This window comes from Corynebacterium sp. LaCa54 (assembly GCF_046717495.1).
Classification (GTDB): domain Bacteria; phylum Actinomycetota; class Actinomycetes; order Mycobacteriales; family Mycobacteriaceae; genus Corynebacterium; species Corynebacterium kefirresidentii.
The window spans coordinates 2,248,807-2,271,927 of record NZ_CP177115.1 but is presented as its reverse complement, the minus strand read 5'-3'; the positions used below and the strand labels follow the sequence as shown (position 1 = coordinate 2,271,927).

Genomic DNA, 23,121 nt, shown 5'->3' with positions numbered 1-23,121 from the left:
CTATCTAGCGCTGTGGATCTCATCAGCGAGATCATTGGTTTCGTAGCCGATATTCTCAATCAAGCAGGCGTACCGGTAAGCTCCAAGTAAAACGAGCAAAAAATAAGGAGGGTTCAACCCTCCTTATTTTTATTTGCGGGCGAAAAGCCGCCAGCCAAAGAAGAATAGCGCGGACATAACGGTTGCCACGATGAGGAAGCTCCAGTGTGGTAGCCGGCCATTGACCAGCATCCACAGGGCCATGCCGCCCACGATGGTGCTTAGCCAGACGACGCCGCCTTCCTTCCACTTGCCCTGCACCTTGGCGGCCAAGATGATAGCCCAGCCGATGAGCGCGCCGATGGCCCATGGCCAGAAAGCATCAACCCAGGTGGAAAAACTTAGTCCGCCGTGGGCGAGGCGGGCGGCCACAGCAAAGAACATCAGGGCGATGATATCGATGACGGGGGCGATTCTCATGCGTTTTCCTTTCGGTTCAAGGCGGCGTAAGTAATGCCCTTGCGAGCATAGTGCCAGAAGTAGATTACCCAGCCAATGATGGTGATAAGGGCAAAGGAAATCAGCCGATAGATGATTGCCGCGCCGGTTGCATCCACCGCGGTCATACCGGTGGCAACCAGGGTGGCGATAATGGCGGCCTCTACCGTGCCCAGGCCGGCGGGCGTGACCTGGGCGGAGCCGGCCAGCTTGGCGGTAAGATACGCTAGCGCCACACCGGCCATAGTTGTGGTGTCTTCACCCGCATGCAGGGCAGGGAGGTGGCCGGTTACGGCCCAGACACAGCCCCACAGCGAGACCATATCGATAAGGCGGTTGGCTAGGGAGTAAAAGGAAACCCAAGCGAATTGGCGGCGGGTGAGGTGAACCTCTTCTAGATTTTTGACCTGGTCCACGATGGCTTCGCGCTTGGAGCCCTTAACGAGCTTCTGGCGGTTGAGCCAGCGAATGATGGTGTCTGGGTGATTGGTCAGCCAGAAAAGGCCGCCGGAAAGCGCCAGCATGAGCACCAGGGTGCCAATGAGGGACCACAATGCCATGTCAGCATTGAGGAAGAGCACGCCGCCCAAGCCGATGAGTACGAGCCACATGGTGGAAATGGCCGAAGACAGCACGAAGAACCACCCACAGAGCATGACGGAAGCACCCCACGTGCGCTGCACGTAGAAGGTGAGGATGGCGGAAAAGGCTGGGCCCGCAGGAAGCGTGGTAGACCAAGCATTAGCCGCCAGCGTGAGGGCGGCCGTTTCTGAGGCCGGCACGTATACGCCGCCGGCGCGAATGAGCAGGCGCATAACCTCGCCCATGGCAAGGACTGCCACGATTGAGGCGATGACCACCAGTGCTACCGCAGCCGGGTCAGAATGAGACAGCCGCGAGAAGCCTTCGCGCAGGAAGTCCAACTCATCGCGGAAGACATAAATCAGGATAAGCAGGACGATGAGCGAGACGATAAGCCGCAGCCAGTTCTTCACTTATTTATCTCCTTCGAGGCGTTGTTTGAGCTCAGAGAAGGGAACAGTCTTGCCGCGGTGTCTAGCGCCACCAGTCAAAGCAGTAGTGGCGTGGCGCAGCCAGCTAGGTGCCCACCAGTTATCCTCGCGCAGCAGGCGCATGACGGCGGGGACAAGGAGCATGCGGACAATGGTGGCGTCGATAAGCAGGGCAAAAATCATGCCATAAGCGATGTATTTCATCATCACGATATCGGAGAAGCCGAATGCGCCCGAGACCACGATCATGATAAGCGCCGCTGCGGTAATGATGCCGCCGGTATGCGCGGTGCCGGCTGCAATGGACTCGTCGGTGGAAGCGCCGCGCCGGCGAGCCTCCACCATACGGGAGACCAAAAAGACCTCGTAATCGGTGGACAGGCCGTAGACAATGGCGATGATGAGCACCAAGATCGGGCTCATGAGCGGGCCGGGCGTGAAGTTGAGAATGTCCGAGCCCAAGCCGGCAACGAACATCAACGTCAGGATGCCCAGCGTTGCGCCAAGAGTTAGCAGTGTCATCACAATGGCCTTGAGCGGCAGTACAAAGGAGCCGAAGACCAACGCCATGAGCAGGAACGTGGCTAGCACCACGTAGAGTGCCATCCACGGCAGCTTATGGAAGAGCGCATCAAGGGATTCCACTTCCATGGCAGGCGTGCCTCCCACGTACAGGTTCACGCCCTCGGGTGCCTTTACTTGTTCCAGTTCGTGGACAATCTTCGCGTAATCATCGCGGTCTTTAATGCCGGCGGAAAGAACTGTCGTGCCGTCCTTGGTGGCTGTTGTCGGCGCCATGGGCTCGGTGAGGCCATTGAGGCCACGGACTTGCATGACGACGTCGACAAGCTGCTGGTTAGACGCATTTTCCACGACGAGCTTTACCGGCTCCGTGCGGAAGGTAGGGAATTCCTCATTGAACCTATCCTGCGCCACACGGGTTTCCTGGTTGGGCGGTAAGTAAGACTCGTTGATGCCGCCGAAGGTGATACTCATGATGGGCAGGGTAAGTGCGATAAGCAGGCCGCACACGGCGATGGTCAACCCGCGGGCATGGCGCATTGCCCAAAGCGGCAGCTTGTACCACCAGGTGTCTTCGATGGTGCGCGCCGTCCGAGAGGTGCGGCGCACAGACCAGGTATCGATCTTGGGGCCGAGCATGCCAAAAATTGAGGGCAGGACGGTGACCGAAAGCAGCGCTGCTAGACCCACGGCGGAAATGGAGCCATAAGCCACGGACTTCAGGAAGGCTTGCGGGAAGAGAAAGAGCCCCGAAAGTGCGACGGCGACCATGGCTGCCGAGAAAACCACCGTTTGGCCGGCAGTCGCGGTGGTGGTAGCAACGGCCTCCTCGGTGGAGCGACCCTTATCCAGCTCTTCGCGGAAGCGCGAGACCATAAAGAGACCGTAATCGATGGCTAGGCCGAGGCCCAGCAGCGTGACAACGGCTTGAGCAAAGACATTGACCTGGGAAAATCCCGCCAAGATGGACAGGATTCCCAAAGACCCCAGGATGGAGAGGCCGCCGACGATGAGCGGCATGCAGGCCGCAACGACGGAGCCAAAAACCACCAGCAGGAGGATGCCCACCAAAGGAAGCGCGGCCTTTTCGGCGCGGGAGATATCGTGGGACATGCCATTATCTAGGGCATCAGCAACTGCGGTAGCGCCCGCGATTTCCACTGGGGCGGAGGTATCCGTAAGCGCGCCTTGGATGGTGCGGAAATCCTTGAGTGTTTGCTCATCATCGCCTTTAAGACCGATGGCGGCGAAAGCTAGGGAGTGATCGTCATTGACTAGGTTGGGGTTCTTCGTATCGAAGTAGCTGGTCACCGAATCAATCTGCTCGGGATACTCTGCTTTCAGCTGCGCCAAGTGCTGCTTGGCGGCGTCGAAGTTCTCATCGGGGGAGTGGAAGAGCAAGATAACATCGCCGGAGTTATCGCGGCCGAATGTTTCCTGCTCGATCTGGGCCGCGCTTGTCGACGCCGCGTTGGGATCCTCCCAGCCCTCCTGGCTCATGCGGTCATCGAGCTGCAAGCCAAAGCCGATGAAGAGCGCAAGGATTGCGGCGACGATGATGGCGGGGATGAGCCGGCGGTGCGCATAGGAAAAACGTCCCCATTTTTCAAACATTGGGGCAGCCTCCTAGCGGTTATTAAGCAGCGCAGCCAGGGGGCGGAATGGCTGCAGCCATGCACCACCCTCCGGCAGGTTATCCAGATTCACACGCGGTAGCGGCTCGCGGAATACGCCCTCGATATCCTCCAGGTCCACAAAATTGATATCCGCGTGGCCTACGGCCCATGCGGCATGCTCGTGGAAACCGAGGACCGTCACTGGAAGGCCTTCCGCGATGAGCTCTTCCAAAGGTTCCTGGAAATTCTGGCCATCGGCGGAGGCAACAATCACGCCCGCTAGATCTTCGCGGAGGCTTTCGATGTGGTCGAGCATATCCGGATCCACGTCGTCGTCTTCGTGGATCTTGGGTTTGGCAAAAACGCCGAAGCCTACGTTGCGGATGGCTTCTACCCATGGGCGGATGACATCGGCGCCGCCCGGGGTGACATTAGTAAAAACATCGGCGCGCGGTTCCGCATCAACGTCCTGGGCAAGGTGTACCAGCCAGCGGCCGATGGCGTCGAAGCGCGGGCGGTGTGCGGCGGTGGGGCGGCCGCCGAGCAGGGAGCCTAGGCCCATGTCCATATTGGGCGCATCCCAGACAAGTAGGTAGGTGCTCATTTATTTCTTCTCCCAGAGATACTCCGTGATGACGTGTTCTTTATCTAGGCCCTTGCCTTCAAACTTGGTGATGACCTGACGGTCCACCAACTGTGGGCACTCTGGCCACGGCCAGCCCTTGTAATCCAGGCTCGGCTCTACTTCAACTAGTTCATCGATCCACTCGGCGTATCCGGCGTGGTCGGTAGCAACGTGCAGCACGCCGCCCTTCTTCAGGCGGGAGGCAAAAAGGTTGAGTGTGCCCGACTGGATGATGCGGCGCTTGTGGTGGCGGGCCTTTGGCCAGGGATCCGGGAAGAAGACGCGGATGCCATCAAGGGATTCCGGCGCAAACATGCGCACCATGACCTCGATGCCATCGCCGCGAATCATGCGGATATTGTCAATGCCCTCGCGCTCGATCTGGCCCAGTAGCTTGGCCAGGCCCGGCTTGTAGAGCTCGACGGCGATGATGTTGGTATCGGCTTCTTTCGGTGCCATGGCAGCGGTGGAGGTGCCGGTACCGGAACCGATTTCCACGATCGTCTTGGCGCCGCTGCGGCCGAACCAGGAAGCGAGATCAATGACCTCGTCTTCCAGCACGCGTCCGAGCTCCGGCCAGCGCTTTTCAAAAAGTTCATGCTGGTTTTCGGTCAGCGTGCCGCGGCGGAAAGTGACGTTGCCTAGGCGCGGGTAGTCAAGCTCGTTGTGGAAAACGGCGTTGAAGTCGGTTTGTGGCGGGCGGCCAGGGGGCATTTCCCCAGCGCGGGTGTTTTGAGAATTATCTGTGCTATTCATTGCGGCCTATTTTCCCCTGCTTAGCCCCGCCAAGCAATACGCCGCGCCGAGGGATACATGTGGCGATGACATCCCGGATATAACCAGTGGGCCCAGTTGGGGGTGGTAGAAGATCGTTTCGAGGCGGAAAAGTGGGACAATGAACCCCCGGAAAGGGGGAGTGGAAAAGGCGATTTTTAACACATTACCTTCGTATGCGCTTGGTGAAGTTCTGGTTAACGTGGTGGATATAACCGGTGTGGCAAGTTCTGCGCAAATTATTCGGGCGAGCACGTTAATCTTGAGGTGGAAGGCACAGTTGGGGCTTTTCGCTCCAATTTTCACACCCACCCTCAGGAGAATTACTAATGACCGCCACTATCCCAGGGCTCGTCGGAGAGCTGCCGACTAAAAATGAAAAGCTTATCGGCTGGATTAGCGAAAATGTTGAGCTTTTCCAGCCGGACCAGGTGGTCTTTGTAGACGGCTCCCAGGACGAGGCTGACCGTTTGGCCGGCGAGCTGGTGGAAAAAGGCACGCTTATCAAGTTGAACGAGGAAAAGCGACCTAACTCCTACTTGGCTCGTTCCAACCCTTCCGACGTCGCACGTGTGGAATCCCGCACCTTCATCTGTACCGAGCACGAAGATGGCGCCGGCCCTACCAATAACTGGGCTCCGCCTGCGGCAATGAAGGAAGAGATGACGGAAGCTTTCCGTGGTTCCATGAAGGGTCGCACCATGTACGTGGTTCCCTTCTGTATGGGCCCGATTAGCGATCCGGAGCCGAAGTTGGGCGTGCAGCTGACTGACTCCGCCTATGTTGTGCTCTCCATGCGCATCATGACCCGTATGGGTGCTGAAGCCCTGGAGAAAATCGGTGCTGACGGCAACTTTGTCCACGCCCTGCACTCCGTGGGTGCCCCGCTGGAGCCGGGTGAGGAAGACGTGGCATGGCCATGCAATGACACCAAGTACATCACCCAGTTCCCTGAAACTAAGGAAATTTGGTCCTACGGTTCTGGCTACGGCGGCAACGCCATCCTGGCTAAGAAGTGCTACGCGCTGCGCATCGCTTCCGTTATGGCCAAGGAAGAGGGCTGGATGGCCGAGCACATGCTCATCTTGAAGCTGACCAACCCAGAAGGCAAGAAGTACCACGTTGCAGCCGCCTTCCCTTCGGCTTGTGGCAAGACCAACCTGGCCATGATTACCCCAACCATTCCGGGCTGGAAGGCTGAGGTCGTCGGCGATGACATTGCGTGGCTACACCTGCGCGAAGACGGTCTCTACGCCGTAAACCCGGAAAACGGCTTCTTCGGCGTGGCTCCTGGCACCAACTACGACTCCAACCCGATTGCCATGCGGACCATGGAGCCGGGTAACACCATTTTCACCAACGTTGCGCTTACCGACGACGGCGATGTCTGGTGGGAGGAGATGTCCAAGGAGACACCAGAGCACCTCATCGACTGGACCGGTCAGGACTGGACTCCGTCTTCGTCTACCAAGGCTGCGCACCCTAACTCCCGCTACTGCGTGCCGATTTCCCAGTGCCCGAGCGCCGCTCCAGAGTATGACGACTGGCAGGGCGTAAAGATCGATGCCATCCTCTTCGGCGGCCGCCGCAAGACCACCGTTCCGTTGGTTACTCAGGCTTTTGACTGGAACCACGGCACCATGATTGGCGCTCTGCTGGCTTCGGGCCAGACCGCTGCAGCAGAGGGCAGCGTTGGCACCCTGCGCCACGACCCGATGGCTATGCTGCCGTTCATTGGCTACAACGCCGGTGACTACCTGCAGCACTGGATTGACATGGGTGAAAAGGGCGGCGACCGTATGCCGTCTATCTTCCTGGTTAACTGGTTCCGCCGCGGCGACGATGGCCGCTTCCTGTGGCCGGGCTTCGGCGAGAACTCTCGAGTGCTCAAGTGGATCATTGACCGCATCGAGGGCAATGTTGAGGCCGAGGAGACCGTCGTAGGCCACACCGCTCGCGCCGAGGATATCGACCTCGAGGGTATCGACTTTGATATCGAGGATGTGCGCGCTGCTCTCGCCGTCAACCCGGAGGACTGGGAAGGTGATATGCAGGATAACGCCAGCTACCTCAACTTCCTAGGCTCCCGAGTGCCATCTGAGGTGTGGGACCAGTTCCACGCTCTAAAGGAGCGCGTAGAGAACGCCTCTTAAGCTCTAAGTTCAATAGCACCCAGCGACAGCACTGTTGCTGGGTGCTATTTTTGCAGCACCAACGTCAGATTAGAAACCGCGAATTCCCGCACACCTGGCACGCGAGTTAGCCACCAAGCCCAGCTAGGGTGGTAACGGGGGAAGGCGAGTTTGAGCGCGCCGGTGGGCTGTGCCCAGTGGAGGCCGGCGGAACAGGGGACGTCGAAAAGCGAGGTGCCAAAGACATTCTTGGGCGGGTGACCGCGGCGGCGGGTGTAGCGATCGCGGGCAAACTCGCCGCCCACATAGTGCTCCCACAGGCCGGTCTCGTGGCCGCCAAAGGGGCCGAGCCATACCGTATAGCTCAGGATAGTCAGGCCACCCGGGCGGGTCACGCGCAGCATCTCCTCGCCCATATCCCAAGGATTGGGGATGTGCTCGGCCACGTTGGAGGAGTAGACCACGTCAAAAGAGTCATCGGCAAAGGGAAGGTTGGTGCCGTCCCCGCGCACCGAGTTGCTCAAGTGGATGCCAGCCGCAGACATTTCGCCGGCATCTGGCTCTAGTCCCACATAGTGGGCCCCGCGCCGGGCAAAAGCATCCGCAAAATAGCCCGGTCCGCCGCCCACATCGAGTACCCTCGCCCCGGGAAGCTCCACGCCCAAGTCGCGGCCGAGGTTATCCACCAGCGCGGCCGTATCCTCCGCGAGCCCGCCGTAGAAAATCTCCGGGCGCGTCTGCTCAAAGCGGAAGGAACGCAGCAGCTGAATGGAGCGGCGGAGCGTGGCCATCTCACGGGTATGTCTCATAACCCACTAGGCTAATACCTCACAATGAAGATTCTTTTACTATGCTGGCGCGATTCCACCCACCCGCAAGGAGGCGGCTCGGAGCGCTACTTGGAGCGCGTGGGCGAGTACCTCGCGGCGCAGGGGCACGAGGTGGTCTTTCGCACCTCCAAGCACATGAATGCCGCGCGCCGTGAGGTGCGCGACGGCGTGCGCTATAGCCGCGGCGGTGCCAAGTTTGGCGTGTATCCGCGCGCCTGGGCGGCGATGCTGGCTGGCCGCCTGGGGGTGGGAGACCTGCGCGGGGTGGATGCGGTAATCGATACCCAAAACGGCATCCCCTTCTTCGCTCGCCTGGTGTCCGGGGCGCCGACGGTGCTGCTTACTCACCATTGCCACCGCGAACAATGGCCGGTGGCGGGCCCTCTCCTCGGGCGGCTCGGCTGGTTCCTTGAGTCCCGGGTGGCTCCGCGTGTGTATCGCGGCGCGCCTTATGTCACCGTTTCTGAGGCTTCCCGCGAGGATCTAGAGGCACTGGGAATTAAGGGTGCGCACATCATTGCCAATGGTCTGGACCCGGTTCCGGACCATGTGCCTTCCCTGGAGCGAGAGGCCGACGTGCACTTGGTAACGCTCTCGCGCCTGGTGCCGCATAAGCAGATTGAGCATGCCATGGATACGGTGGCGCAGACCCCGGGCGCGGTCCTGGATGTCATAGGCTCCGGTTGGTGGGAGGCTAACCTGCGTGCCTATGCCGAGGAACACGGCGTCAGCAGTCGCGTGCGCTTCCGCGGCCAGGTGACCGAGGACTATAAGCATGCCCTGCTCGCCCGGGCCGATGCCCTGCTTATGCCCTCCCGCAAAGAGGGGTGGGGCTTGGCAGTAATGGAGGCCGCCCAACATGGGGTTCCCACCGTCGGCTATACGTTTGGCCTGCGTGACAGTGTTATTAACGGTGAGACCGGCATCCTAGTAGAGCGCGAGGAAGACTTTGTTGCGGCCACCAAGCAGCTGCTTGCCGACGCCCCCTTACGCCGCACCCTCGGCTCCAACGCGCGCGATTTTGCCGCTAGCTTCTCGTGGGAGAAGACCGGCGAGCAATTCGCGGAATTGCTGCAAGGGCTAGTAGCGGACAAGCCATCCACAACGCAGTAAGCGCCCATGGAACCTGCGGTCGTGGTGCGTCCGTCTCCGCGGCTATAGCACCGTCCACGACAACCACGCCGACACCGATCCGGGACAGCTGCTTCATATCGTGTGCCTCCCATGCGCGCAGCGCCGCCCGGTACTGCGGCGAAGCCTGATCCACCACGGTCCCGTCTACGCTCAATTCCCCTGATTCCACCATGGCCACCGCCTTGGAATAGGGATCTACCGCCACACCGCCAGGCACCTCTACAAGGTTGGCGCGCTCTGGAAAGAAAGCCACTCGGCCGTCAATCTCGCGCACCAGCTGCTTATCTACTCCCGTATCCCGCGGTGCGAGCACCGCTAGCCGCCCCGGAACCGGAATCAGCTGCACTGCCGCGGCCACGGTGGCTAGTGCCGCCGGCAGGTTCGGCAGCGCACCCAGCGAGGCCACATAAAGCGGCAATGCCAGCATGGTCAGCTTTCCGCTATCGCGCAGTAGCGCCGCCCCCGGTACGTGATCGATGGACCACACCAGCGCGCCGGGAACCAGCCAGAAAAACACAGCCCCGCCAAGACCAATAGCTGCCAGTATGCTCAGCCGAACGGGAACCCGCCACGCCCCGAGCAGGGCGATGATCGCCACGATGACACCGCATATCGCGAACCCGATGGCTGCTTGTGCATTCCAGATGCCGCCCAGGCGCAACAACGCGCCCCCGGTGCCGACGTGCTCTTCCGCTCGCGGGGCAAACGCAGCCACCGCCGCAGCGGTATCACCGGGCGCAGTGGGATAGAACATTCCTGGAATGGCCCACGGCAAGCACAAGACCACGCCGCCAAGTGCCACCCGCTTGCGGCAGGTCACCGCCGCGGTCACCACGGCAAAGAGCCCACCCGTAGGGGTAAGTGAAGCGCCCCACATGGCGAGCCACGCCACCCAATTGCGCTGCTTTCCGGCCCACGCGATGACCGGGAGCAGCCACGCGGCCACAGCAAGTGACCACTGGCCTTGGAGGAGGCGCTCGATAACGAAAGGATTGGCCACCGCCACCCCCATCGCGCTCACCGCGGAGGCTGTGGAGCGCGCCCAGCGCGCCGCGGTGAGCGCGGAGGACGCCGCGGCGGCAAAAATGAGCACCCGCGCCGCCCACGCGCCGCCTACTACAGCCAAGAAGCCGTCTTGCGGGGCATTGCGGGCAAGCAAACTGCCGCCGCCGAAAGCCGAAGGGGAAAGCGCCGGATGGTCAAGCAGCGCCATATCGCGCCACAGGAACTCACCGGGCAGGGCGAAGGGCCAGCACACCGCGGCCACGAGGATGAAGCCCCAGGCGAGGAGTAAAAGACGCTTAGCCTTCACGGTGGCGGCGCATGTACATATAGGCAGCACAAAGCAGTAGGCCAACGCCAATGGCCTTGCCCGCCCAGCCGACGACCATCAAGGCACGAATGGTGCGAATCACCGGACGCACCTCATCGAGGCGCTCCGCGCGAGTGTCATCGGACCAACGCATATCGGCGGCGAAGATGGAGCGATCCTCCGTATCGTTATTGGCCACCATGGTGCCGGCTTGTTTTTCGTCGGCAGCGAAGAAAATCTTGATATTTTCCCGCAGATCCACGATGGTGCCGGTGGTGGGTTCCACGGAGATATCGCGTCCGACGGTATAAAAAGGTTCCACCGTGACCCGGTCAGTGGGATCTAGGCCGAGGAGTTCGCGCGAGTCTCCGTCATAGAACCGCTTCGCCGGTCCAGAGATGCGGAAGTCCTTAGCGGCCAGCTGCTTTTTGCCGCTGCCGGAATCGACCGCCTCGGTGGTGATGTTTCTGCGCATATCAGCCAAGGAAATGGGCTGAATATCGTGGTGGAAGGAATAGGTGGGGATACCATCTAGCTTTTCCGTAGTGGTGAAGTCCACCGCCGTGGAGGATTGTGAGGCCAGATCGAAAAAGGGATAGGAGCGCTGCTCGGTTCCGGAGGGGAAAAAGTAGTTGATGCCATCTCGTTCGAAATCTGTGCGGGCCATGCCCGTGTCCACTGACGGCAGGAGGAATTCCCATTTATCCTTAGGGGCCGCCACAGGGTAGGTGGATTCTCGGTTCAACACGGAGTGCTCGGTGATTTGGGCGAGCGGAGTCTCTCCGGCGAGCAGGCGCGATAAAGAATCAGAGTGAGCGAGCGCATCGTCTTCTGCCACCTCAGCGGTCGTGGTGTTGCGCTCGATGGTGAGCAGGTCATGGTGCAGGTAGCACCAGATGGGTGCCTTCTTTTCTTGGCACTGCGGATTCTTGCTATCGCCTGTGGCCTTGGCGCCGGCGATAAAGGCGGGCGCATCCATCCACACGCCGGCAGAGGGAGCGGTCACGGTGTTGATGTTTTGGTCGAAGGCGAGGGGCCGAGTCTGATTGTTATATAGCGGTGGCACCACAGTGCCCAGCACTAAGAAAATGACGGCGGCAATGACAACCCACGCCAGTGGCGAGCGTGGCCAAAGGTAGCGTTTCATTGCAGTAATATGTCCAATCAGTTTCAGGTCGATCCGGGGTTAGGAGCAAGCGTGCAGCCGCAGGCATCTGTGAAAAGCGTACCCCAGCATCTGCCGGAGCTAGACGGTCTACGCGCGGTCGCCTCCCTTGGAATCATTGTCACCCACGTGTCTTTTCAGACCGGAACTGGGTGGGGGTTTGCTGGGCGCTTCGATTTTTTCGTCGCCGTTTTCTTTGCCCTCAGCGCGTTCCTCTTGTGGCGCCGCCGTGGCTTGCACAGCTTATCCGGCTATGCGCGCTCGCGCGTGGCACGTCTGTTGCCGGCTTATTATGCCTGCGTGGTGGCGGTGATGCTCCTGCTTCCCGACGCTCACTCACTCACCCTCACCCAATTGCTGAGCAACCTGACTTCCACGCAAATTTATGTGGTCGACGGGTTGGCCCCAGGTCTTACCCATCTGTGGTCGCTGTGCGTGGAGTTCTTCTTTTATCTCTTCTTGCCTGTGCTGGTGTGGCTGCTTGGAACGCTGCCGCGGCGCTGGCGCATTGCCGCCATTATCTTGGCAGGAGTGCTCAGCTGGGCGTGGGGATTCGTGCCCTTTGTAGCCGATTACGCCAAGGACCAGGTCAACTCGCAGATCTGGCCGCCCGCGTATGCCTCGTGGTTTGCCGTGGGAATGCTGGCCGCCGAATTCGAAGAAGCCGGCATCAGTCGGCGAGTGCAGCGGGTACTGCGGCCGCGCTGGGCGTGGTGGCTTGCGGCGGCGGTGGTGCTGTGGGGTGCCAGTCGCGAGTGGTTTGGGCCGCAGGGGCTTATCCATCCCGAACCCGCGGAATTTTCCCGCCGGATAATGGCGGGAGCGGCCTTTGCCGCAGTCGTGGTGGTACCGGTGGCTCTAGCTCCGCGGGAGAAATCTTGGCTGACCAGCCCACTCATGCAGGCACTGGGTACATGGTCCTATTCCATCTTCTTGTGGCATGTGGCTATCTTGGGCCTGGCCTTTCCCCTTACCGGGGTGCCGCTTTTTAGCGGGAAACCCCTGGACTTTTGGGTCATTCTGGCCGTGACTGTGGTGGGCACCGTGGTGGTTTCGGCCGCTAGCTATACGCTCATCGAGCGTCCCGGCCGGGATCTTCTCCTCGGTCGGCGGCGAAAAGACAGGCCACGCCCGCGGCACACAAGCAGCTAAGCAAGAGCGAATCACCCGCATAGGAACCAGACGTCCACGGCGCGCGGGCGAGGATGGCTCCAGCCGCAGCGACTACGCCGGGGGCGAGATAGGCGCGCGGGATGGTGGTCCAGCGCACTACCAACCACGCGGCCACGGCCGCCACTGCGGCCGGCCAGCCGGTAAGGGCCAGTGCACCAAGTGCCACGGCGGCTGAGGCAGCGCCCCCACGCGGTGCGTGCCAGGCGGGCTGGGACGGGCGGCGCGCGGCCGCCAGGAGGCACAGGCCGAGCGTCAGCAATCCCAAGGAGCCGCCCAAGAGGAGGGTGGCGCGATAAACCGGCTGGGCGGTGAAGGACATATGGAAGTCGCCGGAACGGCCGGCCGGAATGACAAAAGCCTGGGTGGCGGCGTCGATCTCGCGCGGGGTGAGCTCTTCATTGTCCAAATACCCGCGCAGGCCCTTATTAAAGGCGCGTCCGGTGACCAAGAGGCGGTCTTCCTCGCTGGCTTTAATCGAGTATCCAGTGGGCTCCGAGGGCTCCGGCGGGCGCCAGCCCACCTCGCGAAGGCTCACCCACGGTCCAGTGGTGCGCACACGGTGCGTGCCGGGGCTCAGGGTGAGGGAATCGCCGGGGGAGTAGCGGTGGGCGTCGATAAGCACCGGCTTGGTGGAATCTACCTTTACCCGCATGGGGCGCGGCGCCGTGAAGTCGCGGATGAGCACACCGGTATCTTGCAGCATCTGCTGGAAGAAGAATTGGTGCACATCGGGGGAGGTATCCGGCACGGTCACTACGCGCTCGACCGGCTGGCCCTCTACCTCTAGTTCCGCGATGCCGGTGCGGTGAGACAGCTCCACGCGAATGGCCTCGGTATCGCCGCCAGGTACGCGTACCTCCTGCGAGCGGAAGGGCTGTAAGTCCACGTCTACTGCGGCGCTGCCGGAGCGCACCGTAACCGTGGTGGCGCTGGTGGCCATGAGCTTTAGGCGCGGTTGGGTGAAATGACCGCGCAGCTCAATCCACCCGGAGTCATCGCCCGGCGCGGGCCACCACGCGGTGGAATTTTCCCCATCCACCGCGGCCGTGGCGGACTTGTGCGGTTGGGCGCCACCGAAGGCCGTGGCATCGGCCGCAGAGGAAGAAACCGCCACGGAACCGCCGTGAGTCTCGACCTGGCTAAGAGGCCCCGCGGAGGGATAATCGCGCAGGCGGTTATTTACGTGGCTGGGGTCGTCTGAAGCCAGGGGCGCGGAGATGGGGCCGTCGAGGGTGCCGTAGTTGCGGTCCGTGAGCGTCGGGGTATCGGTGACGATATCGGCGTCGCGATCGACGAGCTGGCGGGTGGTGGGGCCATGGTGGGCGTCGAGAAGCGCCAAGGCTTCCCCGCCGCCGGCCACGCGGACTGGGTCTGTGGGCCCTAAGGACATGCCGGCGTGGTTGAGCAAGATGACATCGACCTCGCCGAAGCGGTGGACCTCGCCGCCAAATTTACTGGCTAGGGCCTCGTCCTCACCGGTGAAGAGATCGTGGCGCACCATGACCGCGCCGATGCCCAGGCGCTGAAGGGAGCGCACGCCGGTGGCTGGGTCCTCCTTCAGTGCGGCCATCACACCGTCGAGCCCACGGATAGCCTCTGGTGGCACGAGCGGAATGGCATCGCGCACGGCCCAAGGGACATCGAGCAGCGGCTGGGCCGGCTCATCGCGCGTCCACCCCCAGGTCTGCCGGGCAAAAGACGCCTCCGGATAGATAAGGGTGCGGGTATCGGCGGCATGGGTATTGATAAAGTCCGTGGCCTCGTGCCAGTAGGAGGGAACCTCCTTATACGCCCCCAGCGGCAGCAAGCGCTGCGACCATGCCGGGGAGATGACCGCGATGCACAGCAGTAGCGTGAGCGCGCCTACCGTCTGCTTCTTGGTAGGCCGCAAGCTGTGCGGTAGCGGCAGGTGCGCGCAGGCGCGCGCGACGCCTAAAAGCAGCGGGATGCGCACCAGCGGATCGAATTTATGCAGGTTGCGCAGCGCGGCCAGCGGGCCATCGAGAGCATCGAGGTACCACCCCGCCTGGCAGCCCAGCACCGCGATGCCCACCACTAGGACAACGGCCCACACACGCGGCAGTTTGGTGAGCCCGTAGATGCCCACGGCCGCGATGCCCATGGTGACCAGCACGAAGAAGGATTCGGTAGCCAGCGCATTGCCCGCCACGCGCTCGGTATCTACAAACGGTGTCCAGCTCGTGGTCCCGCGCAGGATTTCTGGCAGGTTGAGCCAGCGCGTGGTCACGCGAGCGGATTCGATGAATTCCGTAAACGGCGGGGCGTAGCGGCCAAGTACGATAAGCGGGCCGATCCACCACGCCGATACCGCCAGGCACCCTAGGATCCAGGCCGCGCCGGGTTTGAATGCGCGGCGGTAAAGCACAATTACCGCGGCCGGGGTGCAGGCGGCGATGGTGGCGGTGGCATTGACCGCACCCATGAGCGCTACGGGGATGGTGGCTGCGGCGGCGTCGCGCCACGTGAGCTTGGCATTGAGGAAGGGCAGGATGACCCAGGGGGCGAGCATGACCGGCCAGGTCTCGGAAGAAATGGCGGTCAGGGTAGAAAGCGCGCGAGGGGAAAGCGCGTAGAGCATCGCCGCCACCCAGACCCACCCGCCGCGCAGGCCTACCTTGCAGGCGAGCTTATGAAAGCCGATGAAGCCAACGCTTAAGACCACCAGCCACCACAGGCGCTGGGCCAGCCAATCGGGCAGTGGCTGGGTCAAAACGAAGAAGGGCCCTTGGGGAAAAAGATAGCCATAGGCCTGATTTTGTAGTTGTCCCAGGGTAAAGGTATCCGTATAGGCGCTCAGTGCCCCGCGGAGAAAATGCAGCGGATTGGCGGCCAGATCATGCTTGGTATCGGCAGCTGTCAGCCCCCACGGCTGCACGAGGAGGATGAGCGCTAGGGCAAAGATCCCCAGCGGGTAGGGGCGGGCAAGCCGCCCGCGGAGGGTACGCACACCTAGTTGCGGGATCCGTACTCAGGGCCGCCCAAAACCGCATCGGAAGCAGAAACCGCATTGCCTTCTGGCACGGTATCGGTGCCGGAGAACTGCGCGATGCCGATGATGGTGATGACGCCGAGCGCGATGCCCACAACAGCGCTACCGATGGCGGGGCCAAGGGTGCGCTTGTTCAAAGAATCGGTTTCCAGAGCCATGGCTAAAAATACTAGCAGCTATTTAGAAGTATTCTGCCTCATCATCGTCCGCGTCTTCCTCGTTTTCTTGCGGCACGATAAAGACGGGAAGGCCGGCATTGCGCACAATCTGATCGGCGGTGGAGTTGGTCCACCAGGCGCGGAAACCGGTCAGGGCGCGGGTGCCGGTCACGATGACATCCACGTCCAGCTCGTGTGCTGCATCAATGATGGCGGAGGAAATAGTGGTGGCGGATTCCACCAAGTGGGCGCGGCCAGCCAAGCCCAGGCTTTCGGCTAGTTCGATGCCCTGGCGGCAGATTTTCAACGCTTCCTCGTAGGCCGGATCCTCTTCGACGCCGTCCGGGGAGACGGTGGACTGGTGCATTCCAGTGCGGCTGACGGCGCGGGCGGTCTGCCGGGCTACTGGCTCCCAGGCGGTGAGAATTTCTACCGTGGTGGGCCGCAGCAGCTGGGCCGCGTGCTCGAGGGCGCGGCCGGCTCGTTCGGTGCCATCGTAGGCAATTAGCATTGTCTCGCCGTTACTCATGTGGCTAGTCTACCCACCGTTTCAGACAGAAGGCGAGGAATATTGCACACTGGAAGGCATGAAAACTCCGCGCATTCTCGCCAGCCTTGCCCTCGTGACGGCCTTGGGCGCCTGCTCCACCTCCCCTCAGGAGGACGCCGAGAGTCAGGACTCCACAACCCCAGCGGCATCGAGCTCACCGGCCGCGACGCAAGAGACGCAAGAAGAGACTTCGCAGGAAGCAGCCCCGCAGCAGGACATCCGCGCCATGGCCGCCTCTGTGTTGATGCCCCCGGTCACCAATTACGACGATGCTAAGGCCAAACTGGATGCTGGCGTGGGCGGAATCTTTATTCCCAGCTGGGCGGATCCCAACCTGCTGCAGGAAGAGGGCCGCGATATTAATGCCCTGCGCCAAGAGGTAGGCCGCGACTTTGAAGTCTCCATCGATTTTGAAGGCGGGCGCGTGCAGCGTTTCTCAGAGATCTTGGGCGAGTATCCCGCACCGCAACAAATGGCAGCCGAGCGTTCCCCGCAAGAGGTGGAACAGCTCGCGCACGAGATTGGTACCACTCTCAAGGCTCATGGCATCAACGTGGACTTTGCGCCGGTGCTCGACGTCGATGGCAATGGCCTAGAGGTGGTGGGCGATCGGTCCTTTTCCACCGACCCCGCACAGGCGGGTGAATACGGCGCCGCCTTTGCCCGCGGGTTGGATTCCGCTGGGGTCAAGGCCGTATTCAAGCATTTCCCGGGACACGGCCGTGCTTCTGGCGATACCCACCTGGCCGAGGCCGTTACCCCGCCGCTGGAAGAGCTGGAGGGACACGAGTTCATTCCTTTTAAAACCGCCCTCCCTCAAGCGCCGAATGCCGCGCTCATGATGGGCCACCTCGCCGTGCCCGGTTTGGGCGATGGCCAGACTCCTGCTTCTATGCTGCCGGAGGCTTATGGCTTGGCTCGCGAGACCCTGCAGTACGACGGCCCTATTTACACCGATGACATCGGTGGCATGAAGGCGATTGCGGATTCGCTCCCGCTTGCCGACGCCGTCGTGACCTCCCTCAATGCCGGTGCCGATATGCCCCTGTGGTCCACCGAGGGCGATATCAATGCGGTAATCGATGCCGTTGTCGGTGACGTGGACGAGGGGCGCCTGCCGCGCGAGCGTCTCGAGGACGCGGCCCGCCATGTCAGCGTTCCACCGGCCGACGTTGCACCCGAGGCCGCACAGGACTAGGAAAAATACCACTAAAACCGTTAACCTTTAAGGCGTGAAAAAGGCAGAAGGAAAAAACGGTGCTAAAGGCTGGCTCATCGCGCTCGGTGTATTTGTCGGCCTTGTCCTGATCGCGGGTATTGCTTATGCCTGGGATGTCGCGGCAAACCAGGACAAGATTCCGCGCGCCGTTTCCGTCAACGGCGTGGACATCTCCGCCATGGATCGCACCGCCGCCGTGGAGAAGCTCGAAGATGAGCTCGCGGGCGTAGAAACCGAGCCCGTGACCGTTACCTCCGGTGACCTCCACACGGAACTCGTCCCCTCCGAATCGGGCCTTGCCTTGGACAACCAGCGGGCCGTGGACAATATTGAGGAGCCTTCCCTCAACCCTTTCACCCGCCTTTATAGCTTCTTCCGTTCCACCCGGGATATTCCGGTAGAGACCAACGTAGATGAAGCCCAGCTGCAGCCTGCCTTGGAGCGGGTGAAGAAAAACCTTTCCACCGACCCTGTCGATGGCATGTTGGAGCTTAACAACGGCGAGCTCAAGGTCACCGACCCGAAGCTTGGCCAAACCGTGGACGCCGGCTCCTTGCACAACGCGGTCACAGAAAACTGGCTCGATTCCGAGGGCGTGGACGTGGACCCAGAAGAGGTAGAACCGGCCATCAATGATGCGGCCATCGAGGCCATGCGCACCGGCGACGCCGCTAAGGCGCTGGATAATCCGATTACCTTGAAGGCTAAAAATAATGTCACGGCTACCCTGAATAAGCCGGAAATCTCCCAATTCACCAGCATTGAAAAGAAGGACGGCAAGCTCAAGCTCGCCGTGGATACCAACCGCGCGCAGGAGCTGTTGGCGGAGCGCTCTGAGGGCGCCGATGTGCCCGGGGTGAATGCCAAGATTTCCTTCAACGGCAATGACAAGCAGGTCACCCCGTCCGAAGATGGCGAAATCATCGACTGGGAACCGACCATGAAGGATTTTGACAAGCGCGTGACCGGCGATGACCGCGAGTGGGACGCAACCTATAAGCCGGACCCAGCCAAGTTCACCACCGAAGATGCCAAGAAGGCGACCTTCAACGATACCGTCGGTGAGTTCACCACCGAGGGCTACTCGGCTGCCTCGGGCAAGAACATCGAGCTGGTAGCCCAGCAGGTCAACGGTGCCGTGGTCAACCCGGGCGAGACCTTCTCGCTCAACGGCTACACCGGCCCGCGCGGCACTGCTCAGGGCTATGTGGAATCCGGCATCATTATTGATGGCCACTCCGGTTCCGCCGTCGGCGGTGGCATCTCCCAATTCGCCACTACCTTGTACAACGCTGCCTACTTTGCGGGCATGGAAGATACCGCCCACACCCCGCACTCGTACTATATTTCGCGCTACCCCGCCGGCCGCGAGGCCACCGTTTACGAAGGCGCCATCGACCTGCAGTTCACCAATACCTTCAACACCCCGGTCCGCATTGAGACCGACTTCGGGCGCGGCAAGATTACCGTGCGTTTGAAGGGCACCAAGACCGTTGACGTTGAGTCTGTGAACAATGGCCGCTGGGCCAATACCGACCCACAGCCGATGTCTGTGCCAGGCGGCGACTGCTCGCCTTCCTCTGGTGCGCCAGGCTTTACGACGTCTGATACCCGCATCATCAAGGACCTCGGCGGCAAAGAGCTCTCCCGCGAGACCACCACCACGGTCTACGACCCGCAGCCCATCGTCCGCTGCGGCTAGTAGGCTCGGAGCCATGGAAGAGAGAACTCTGACAATGCTCATCTTTGGCAATGTGGTTATCGAATCGAACCTGCGCGGGGCAGAGCTGCGCGTTTACAGCGAAGATTGGCGCGGATATCAGCTCCGGACTGACCTGGGAGTGACGTTCCGTGCCCCGCTGGATAATATCCGTGGCACCGTGCCTCAGCGTGATATGGCCGAGCTTGTGGAGAGATTCTTGAAGCCGGCCGCCGCAGAACTAGAGGCGCACTATCCAGGCGGGGTAGAGCGGGCACAAAAAGAACTTGCCCAGTGGTTAAGCGCCACAGACTAGCAAGAAAATTCCCCCCGAAAATTGGAGCCGACGACGGGAATCGAACCCGCGCTAGCAGCTTGGGAAGCTGCAGTTCTACCATTAAACTACGTCGGCACTGCGCGTTGATGCGCTCCGGCCTACTATACACCTTGGCCTTCGGCATGAGTAGAATTGGGGCCGTGCTTCTTTCAGATCGTGATATCCGTTCCGCCATCGACGCCGAAGAGTTGGGCATCGAGCCCTTCGACAGCGAGCTTATCCAGCCCTCCTCGGTAGACGTGCGCTTGGATAAATATTTCCGCGTATTCAATAACTCGCGGTATACGCATATTGACCCCAAAGAGGAAATGCCGGATCTCACCACCTTGGTGGAGGTAGAAGAAGATCAGTCCTTCATCCTGCACCCAGGCGAGTTCGTGCTCGGTGCTACGTTGGAAAAGTTCACCCTGCCTGCGAACTTGGCTGGCCGCTTGGAGGGCAAGTCTTCGCTCGGCCGCTTAGGATTGTTGACCCACTCCACCGCGGGCTTTATTGACCCAGGCTTTTCCGGTCACATTACGCTCGAGCTTTCTAATACCGCCAACCTGCCCATTGCCTTGTGGCCGGGCATGAAGGTGGGGCAGCTGGCGATTTTCAAGATGACTTCAGCAGCTGAAAGCCCTTATGGCACGGGTTCGCTGGGGTCGAAGTACCAAGGCCAGCGTGGCCCGACGCCATCGAAGTCTTACCTGAATTTTCGATAGGCTTAAACCGGTATTCACATAAGGCCTTTAAGATAAGGCCTTATGCGTATGACTGTAATCGGCACCGGATACCTGGGTGCAACCCATGCTGCATGCATGGCCGAGCTCGGCCATGAAGTACTAGGCGTGGACGTAGATGAAAATAAGATTTCCGCTCTCAAATCGGGCCAGGTTCCATTCTATGAACCGGGCTTGCCCGAGGTTCTGGGGCGCAATATCGAGGCCGGACGCCTCGATTTCAGCACGGACTACGAAGAAGCAGCCGAGTTCGGCAACCTGCACTTTTTGGGCGTCGGAACTCCGCAGCGCCGTGGTTCCTACGCGGCGGATATGACCTACGTTAAGGCCGTTATTACGGACTTGGTGCCCAAGCTCAAGGGCGATCACATCATCTTCGGTAAATCTACCGTCCCGGTCGGCACCGCCGCGGAACTCCAGGAACTAGCCAATGAGCTTGCCCCAGAAGGCACCACCGTGGAAATTGCCTGGAACCCGGAGTTCCTGCGCGAGGGCTATGCCGTCAAGGACACCATCACCCCAGACCGCATCGTGCTCGGCGTTGGTGAAACCAACAATGAAAGTCGAGCTGAAGAGGTCGCGCGTGAAGTCTATGCCCAGCCGTTCTCGCAAGACACCCCATTTATTGTCACGGACTGGCAGACCGCGGAGCTGGTCAAAGTCTCCGCTAACGCATTTCTAGCCACCAAGATTTCCTTTATCAACGCAGTCTCCGAAATCTGCGAGATTGCGGGCGCGGACGTGACCGCGCTTGCCGACGCCATTGGGCTCGACGAACGCATCGGCCGCAAGTTCTTAGGCGCCGGTCTCGGCTTTGGTGGCGGTTGCTTGCCTAAAGATATTCGCGCCTTCATGGCCCGCGCCGGCGAACTTGGCGCCGACCAGGCGCTGACCTTCCTGCGCGAGGTAGACGCTATCAATATGCGCCGTCGCGACCGCGTGGTAGACCTTGCCAAGGAAGCCTTCAATGGTTCTCTGCTTGGTCACCGCGTGACCGTGCTGGGCTGCGCGTTTAAGCCAAATTCCGATGACGTGCGCGATTCGCCCGCCCTTTCCGTGGCCGGTTCCTTGTCCTTGGCCGGTGCGGCAGTAACCGTCTATGACCCAGAGGGCATGGACAACGCCAAAAAGGTATTCCCCACCTTGGATTACGCCGCAGACACTGATGACGCCCTGCGCGAGGCCGAGCTGGTGATTTTGGCTACCGAGTGGAAGCAATTCAAGGAATTGGATCCGCAGCAAGCGGGCCAGCTGGTGGACAATAAGCACATTATCGATGGTCGCAATGTGCTGCCTGTCGCGGATTGGCAGCAGGCAGGCTGGAAGGTTGAGGCCTTGGGCCGCACCCTCTAGGCGGATTCGGACGGGCTAAAAGTAGAGGCTGAGCAGCGTCGATGCTGGCTCAGCCTTTTGCTTAGGCTTAAGCTTTTGTACGCTTTGGCACCGTGAAAGCTGCAATGGCCGTGGTGATGGGAACCGCGAGGGTCAATGCCATCGCGCCCACTCCGGAACGCAGCAGTTCCGTTGCAACGAGATCGCTGCTCAGAATCTGTTCGGCAGGCCGTTCTGCTGCGGTAATCAGCATAAGCAGCGGCAAGGCCGCGCCGGTATAAGTGAGAATCAACGTATAGACCATGGAGGCAATATGGTCGCGGCCCACCTTCATTGCGGAGAGGAAAAGCTGTGTAGGGCGGGCATCAGGATCCGCTTCGTGGAGTTCGGTAATGGTGGATGCTTGGGCCACGGCGGCGTCGGCAAGGCTGCCCAAGGCGCCAACTACAAAGCCGCACAAGAGCACGCCCACGATGGATACATCAGGCATATAAAGAAGTAGCTTGAGGTTGTCCTCAGAACTGTAGCCCTGCAACTGCGAACCATCGATAGTGGCCCATGCCAGCACCGCTGCGAGAATGAGAGCGGTGAGGGAACCACCCACCGCCGATGCCGATTTCCAATTCATGCCGTGGACGAGAGGAACGGCCAGCAGAATGATGGCAGAGCAGGCTACAAGGGCGGACCACAGGGGATTATGGGCGTCGATAAGAGCGGGGACGAGGAACGCAAAGATCACGCCTAGGCTGAGCGCTAAGCCGATAAGGGCGCGTACGCCATGCCACGCCGCAAAAGCGATAATGACGACGGCGACGATAACCGCCCACAGAGCTAGGCTTCCGGTGCGTTGATAATCAGCAAAAGCATAGGACACAGCGCCGGAAGGGTCATCTGCCTTAGAAAGAACAATTTTGTCGCCCGGTTTAAGCTGCGGATCGCCGGCATTTCCGTAGGTGACCAGTTGGGTCATGCGTCCTTCGTCCTCGCCGGAGGTGATATTGACCAAGGCGCGGTCGCACTGCACTTCTTCAGACCCTGGAATGAGCGGTGGCTTATCGAAGGCCTGCCCAGTAAGTTCCGATTGGCAAGCCGAGTGGTCTGTCGTGTCGACCGTGCCTTCGACCTGTGGGTGGTTGAGGGCGTAGGTTTGCTGAAAATCGGTGGAGGTGTGCTCGCTGGCTGGGCTAGTAGGCCACAGCAATGCCATGCCCGCAATGGTGGCTATAAGAGCTATGACGAGCACGCCGAGCAAGGCTAAGCGCCAAGGATGGTGAGCTAACGAAGTAGAGAGCCGACCCCATGAACTTCGAGTCGGCTGAGG

20 protein-coding genes and 1 tRNA gene are annotated in these 23,121 nt (G+C 60.8%); 8 read left to right on the top strand and 13 right to left on the bottom strand.

The annotated features are described in order from the left end of the window. Window positions 1–129 precede the first annotated feature (129 nt). Genes ACLI1M_RS10935 through trmB form a run of 5 tightly spaced genes read right to left on the bottom strand, consistent with a single transcriptional unit; the run spans window position 130 to window position 5,009 of the window. Window positions 130–459 carry a DUF3054 domain-containing protein gene (locus ACLI1M_RS10935; RefSeq protein WP_248099990.1) on the bottom strand — a complete coding sequence of 110 codons (330 nt, stop codon included), beginning with the start codon at window positions 457–459 and terminating at the stop codon, window positions 130–132. Beyond that, window positions 456–1,472 carry a lysylphosphatidylglycerol synthase domain-containing protein gene (locus ACLI1M_RS10930; protein ID WP_248099992.1) on the bottom strand — a complete coding sequence of 339 codons (1,017 nt, stop codon included), beginning with the start codon at window positions 1,470–1,472 and terminating at the stop codon, window positions 456–458. Before ACLI1M_RS10930 ends, ACLI1M_RS10935 begins: the two co-directional genes overlap by 4 nt. Continuing rightward, window positions 1,473–3,626 (bottom strand): MMPL family transporter, encoded by a 2,154-nt coding sequence (locus ACLI1M_RS10925; RefSeq protein WP_248099994.1) that lies wholly within the window; start codon window positions 3,624–3,626, stop codon window positions 1,473–1,475. A 12-nt stretch (window positions 3,627–3,638) separates the two neighbouring features. After that, on the bottom strand, window positions 3,639–4,232 hold the full coding sequence (locus ACLI1M_RS10920; RefSeq protein WP_005325427.1) for an NYN domain-containing protein: 594 nt from the start codon (window positions 4,230–4,232) through the stop codon (window positions 3,639–3,641). Then, window positions 4,233–5,009 (bottom strand): tRNA (guanosine(46)-N7)-methyltransferase TrmB, encoded by a 777-nt coding sequence (gene trmB / locus ACLI1M_RS10915; protein ID WP_248099996.1) that lies wholly within the window; start codon window positions 5,007–5,009, stop codon window positions 4,233–4,235. Window positions 5,010–5,356: 347 nt separating this feature from the next. Between trmB and ACLI1M_RS10910 the strand changes: the two genes are divergently transcribed. After that, window positions 5,357–7,180, top strand: coding sequence for a phosphoenolpyruvate carboxykinase (GTP) (locus ACLI1M_RS10910; RefSeq protein WP_248099998.1), 1,824 nt, complete (start codon window positions 5,357–5,359; stop codon window positions 7,178–7,180). A 44-nt stretch (window positions 7,181–7,224) separates the two neighbouring features. On the opposite strand, the gene ACLI1M_RS10905 is transcribed toward ACLI1M_RS10910, so the two are convergent. After that, complete coding sequence (locus tag ACLI1M_RS10905) at window positions 7,225–7,968, bottom strand: class I SAM-dependent methyltransferase (RefSeq protein WP_411706571.1); 744 nt, start codon at window positions 7,966–7,968, stop codon at window positions 7,225–7,227. A gap of 24 nt (window positions 7,969–7,992) precedes the next feature. On the opposite strand from ACLI1M_RS10905, the gene ACLI1M_RS10900 reads away from it, so the two are divergent. Continuing rightward, window positions 7,993–9,102, top strand: a complete 1,110-nt coding sequence (locus ACLI1M_RS10900; protein WP_248100002.1) for a glycosyltransferase family 4 protein — start codon at window positions 7,993–7,995, stop codon at window positions 9,100–9,102. Here ACLI1M_RS10900 and ACLI1M_RS10895 read toward each other — a convergent pair. Together ACLI1M_RS10895 and ACLI1M_RS10890 are read right to left on the bottom strand one after the other, a co-directional pair. Beyond that, window positions 9,017–10,435, bottom strand: coding sequence for a hypothetical protein (locus ACLI1M_RS10895; protein WP_248100004.1), 1,419 nt, complete (start codon window positions 10,433–10,435; stop codon window positions 9,017–9,019). The genes ACLI1M_RS10900 and ACLI1M_RS10895 overlap by 86 nt on opposite strands. Continuing rightward, the gene (locus ACLI1M_RS10890) at window positions 10,425–11,582 is read right to left on the bottom strand and encodes a DUF3068 domain-containing protein (RefSeq protein ID WP_248100006.1); all 1,158 of its coding nucleotides are present in this window, start codon (window positions 11,580–11,582) and stop codon (window positions 10,425–10,427) included. Before ACLI1M_RS10890 ends, ACLI1M_RS10895 begins: the two co-directional genes overlap by 11 nt. 9 nt (window positions 11,583–11,591) lie before the next feature. Here ACLI1M_RS10890 and ACLI1M_RS10885 point away from each other — a divergent pair, with 9 nt between their 5' ends. Next, window positions 11,592–12,752 carry an acyltransferase family protein gene (locus ACLI1M_RS10885; protein WP_248100008.1) on the top strand — a complete coding sequence of 387 codons (1,161 nt, stop codon included), beginning with the start codon at window positions 11,592–11,594 and terminating at the stop codon, window positions 12,750–12,752. Here the strand turns inward: ACLI1M_RS10885 and ACLI1M_RS10880 are convergent. Genes ACLI1M_RS10880 through ACLI1M_RS10870 form a run of 3 tightly spaced genes read right to left on the bottom strand, consistent with a single transcriptional unit; the run spans window position 12,673 to window position 16,470 of the window. Next, complete coding sequence (locus tag ACLI1M_RS10880) at window positions 12,673–15,741, bottom strand: alpha-(1->3)-arabinofuranosyltransferase family protein (RefSeq protein ID WP_411706570.1); 3,069 nt, start codon at window positions 15,739–15,741, stop codon at window positions 12,673–12,675. The two genes, ACLI1M_RS10885 and ACLI1M_RS10880, sit on opposite strands and share 80 nt — an antisense overlap. 2 nt (window positions 15,742–15,743) lie before the next feature. Then, complete coding sequence (locus ACLI1M_RS10875; RefSeq protein ID WP_005325448.1) at window positions 15,744–15,941, bottom strand: DUF2613 domain-containing protein; 198 nt, start codon at window positions 15,939–15,941, stop codon at window positions 15,744–15,746. A gap of 22 nt (window positions 15,942–15,963) precedes the next feature. Next, window positions 15,964–16,470, bottom strand: a complete 507-nt coding sequence (locus tag ACLI1M_RS10870) for a universal stress protein (protein ID WP_034655562.1) — start codon at window positions 16,468–16,470, stop codon at window positions 15,964–15,966. Between the two features lie 58 nt (window positions 16,471–16,528). Between ACLI1M_RS10870 and ACLI1M_RS10865 the strand changes: the two genes are divergently transcribed. From ACLI1M_RS10865 to ACLI1M_RS10855, 3 genes are read left to right on the top strand one after another with little or no spacing between them, the layout of a single operon-like run. Then, window positions 16,529–17,689 (top strand): glycoside hydrolase family 3 N-terminal domain-containing protein, encoded by a 1,161-nt coding sequence (locus ACLI1M_RS10865; protein ID WP_248100012.1) that lies wholly within the window; start codon window positions 16,529–16,531, stop codon window positions 17,687–17,689. Window positions 17,690–17,723: 34 nt separating this feature from the next. Continuing rightward, window positions 17,724–19,412: a VanW family protein gene (locus ACLI1M_RS10860; protein WP_248100014.1), complete on the top strand. Its 1,689-nt coding sequence runs from the start codon at window positions 17,724–17,726 to the stop codon at window positions 19,410–19,412. 13 nt (window positions 19,413–19,425) lie between these two features. Next, the gene (locus ACLI1M_RS10855) at window positions 19,426–19,725 is read left to right on the top strand and encodes a hypothetical protein (protein WP_248100016.1); all 300 of its coding nucleotides are present in this window, start codon (window positions 19,426–19,428) and stop codon (window positions 19,723–19,725) included. 22 nt (window positions 19,726–19,747) lie between these two features. Here the strand turns inward: ACLI1M_RS10855 and ACLI1M_RS10850 are convergent. After that, window positions 19,748–19,821 (bottom strand) — tRNA-Gly (locus ACLI1M_RS10850). A 65-nt stretch (window positions 19,822–19,886) separates the two neighbouring features. Between ACLI1M_RS10850 and dcd the strand changes: the two genes are divergently transcribed. Both dcd and ACLI1M_RS10840 read left to right on the top strand, forming a co-directional pair. Beyond that, window positions 19,887–20,450, top strand: a complete 564-nt coding sequence (dcd, locus tag ACLI1M_RS10845) for a dCTP deaminase (protein ID WP_034656041.1) — start codon at window positions 19,887–19,889, stop codon at window positions 20,448–20,450. Between the two features lie 42 nt (window positions 20,451–20,492). Next, entirely contained in the window at window positions 20,493–21,821 is a 1,329-nt protein-coding gene (locus tag ACLI1M_RS10840) for a UDP-glucose dehydrogenase family protein (protein ID WP_248100017.1), read from the top strand. Window positions 21,822–21,888: 67 nt separating this feature from the next. Here ACLI1M_RS10840 and ACLI1M_RS10835 read toward each other — a convergent pair whose 3' ends face one another. After that, window positions 21,889–23,052: a YibE/F family protein gene (locus ACLI1M_RS10835; protein ID WP_248100018.1), complete on the bottom strand. Its 1,164-nt coding sequence runs from the start codon at window positions 23,050–23,052 to the stop codon at window positions 21,889–21,891. Window positions 23,053–23,121 lie beyond the last annotated feature (69 nt).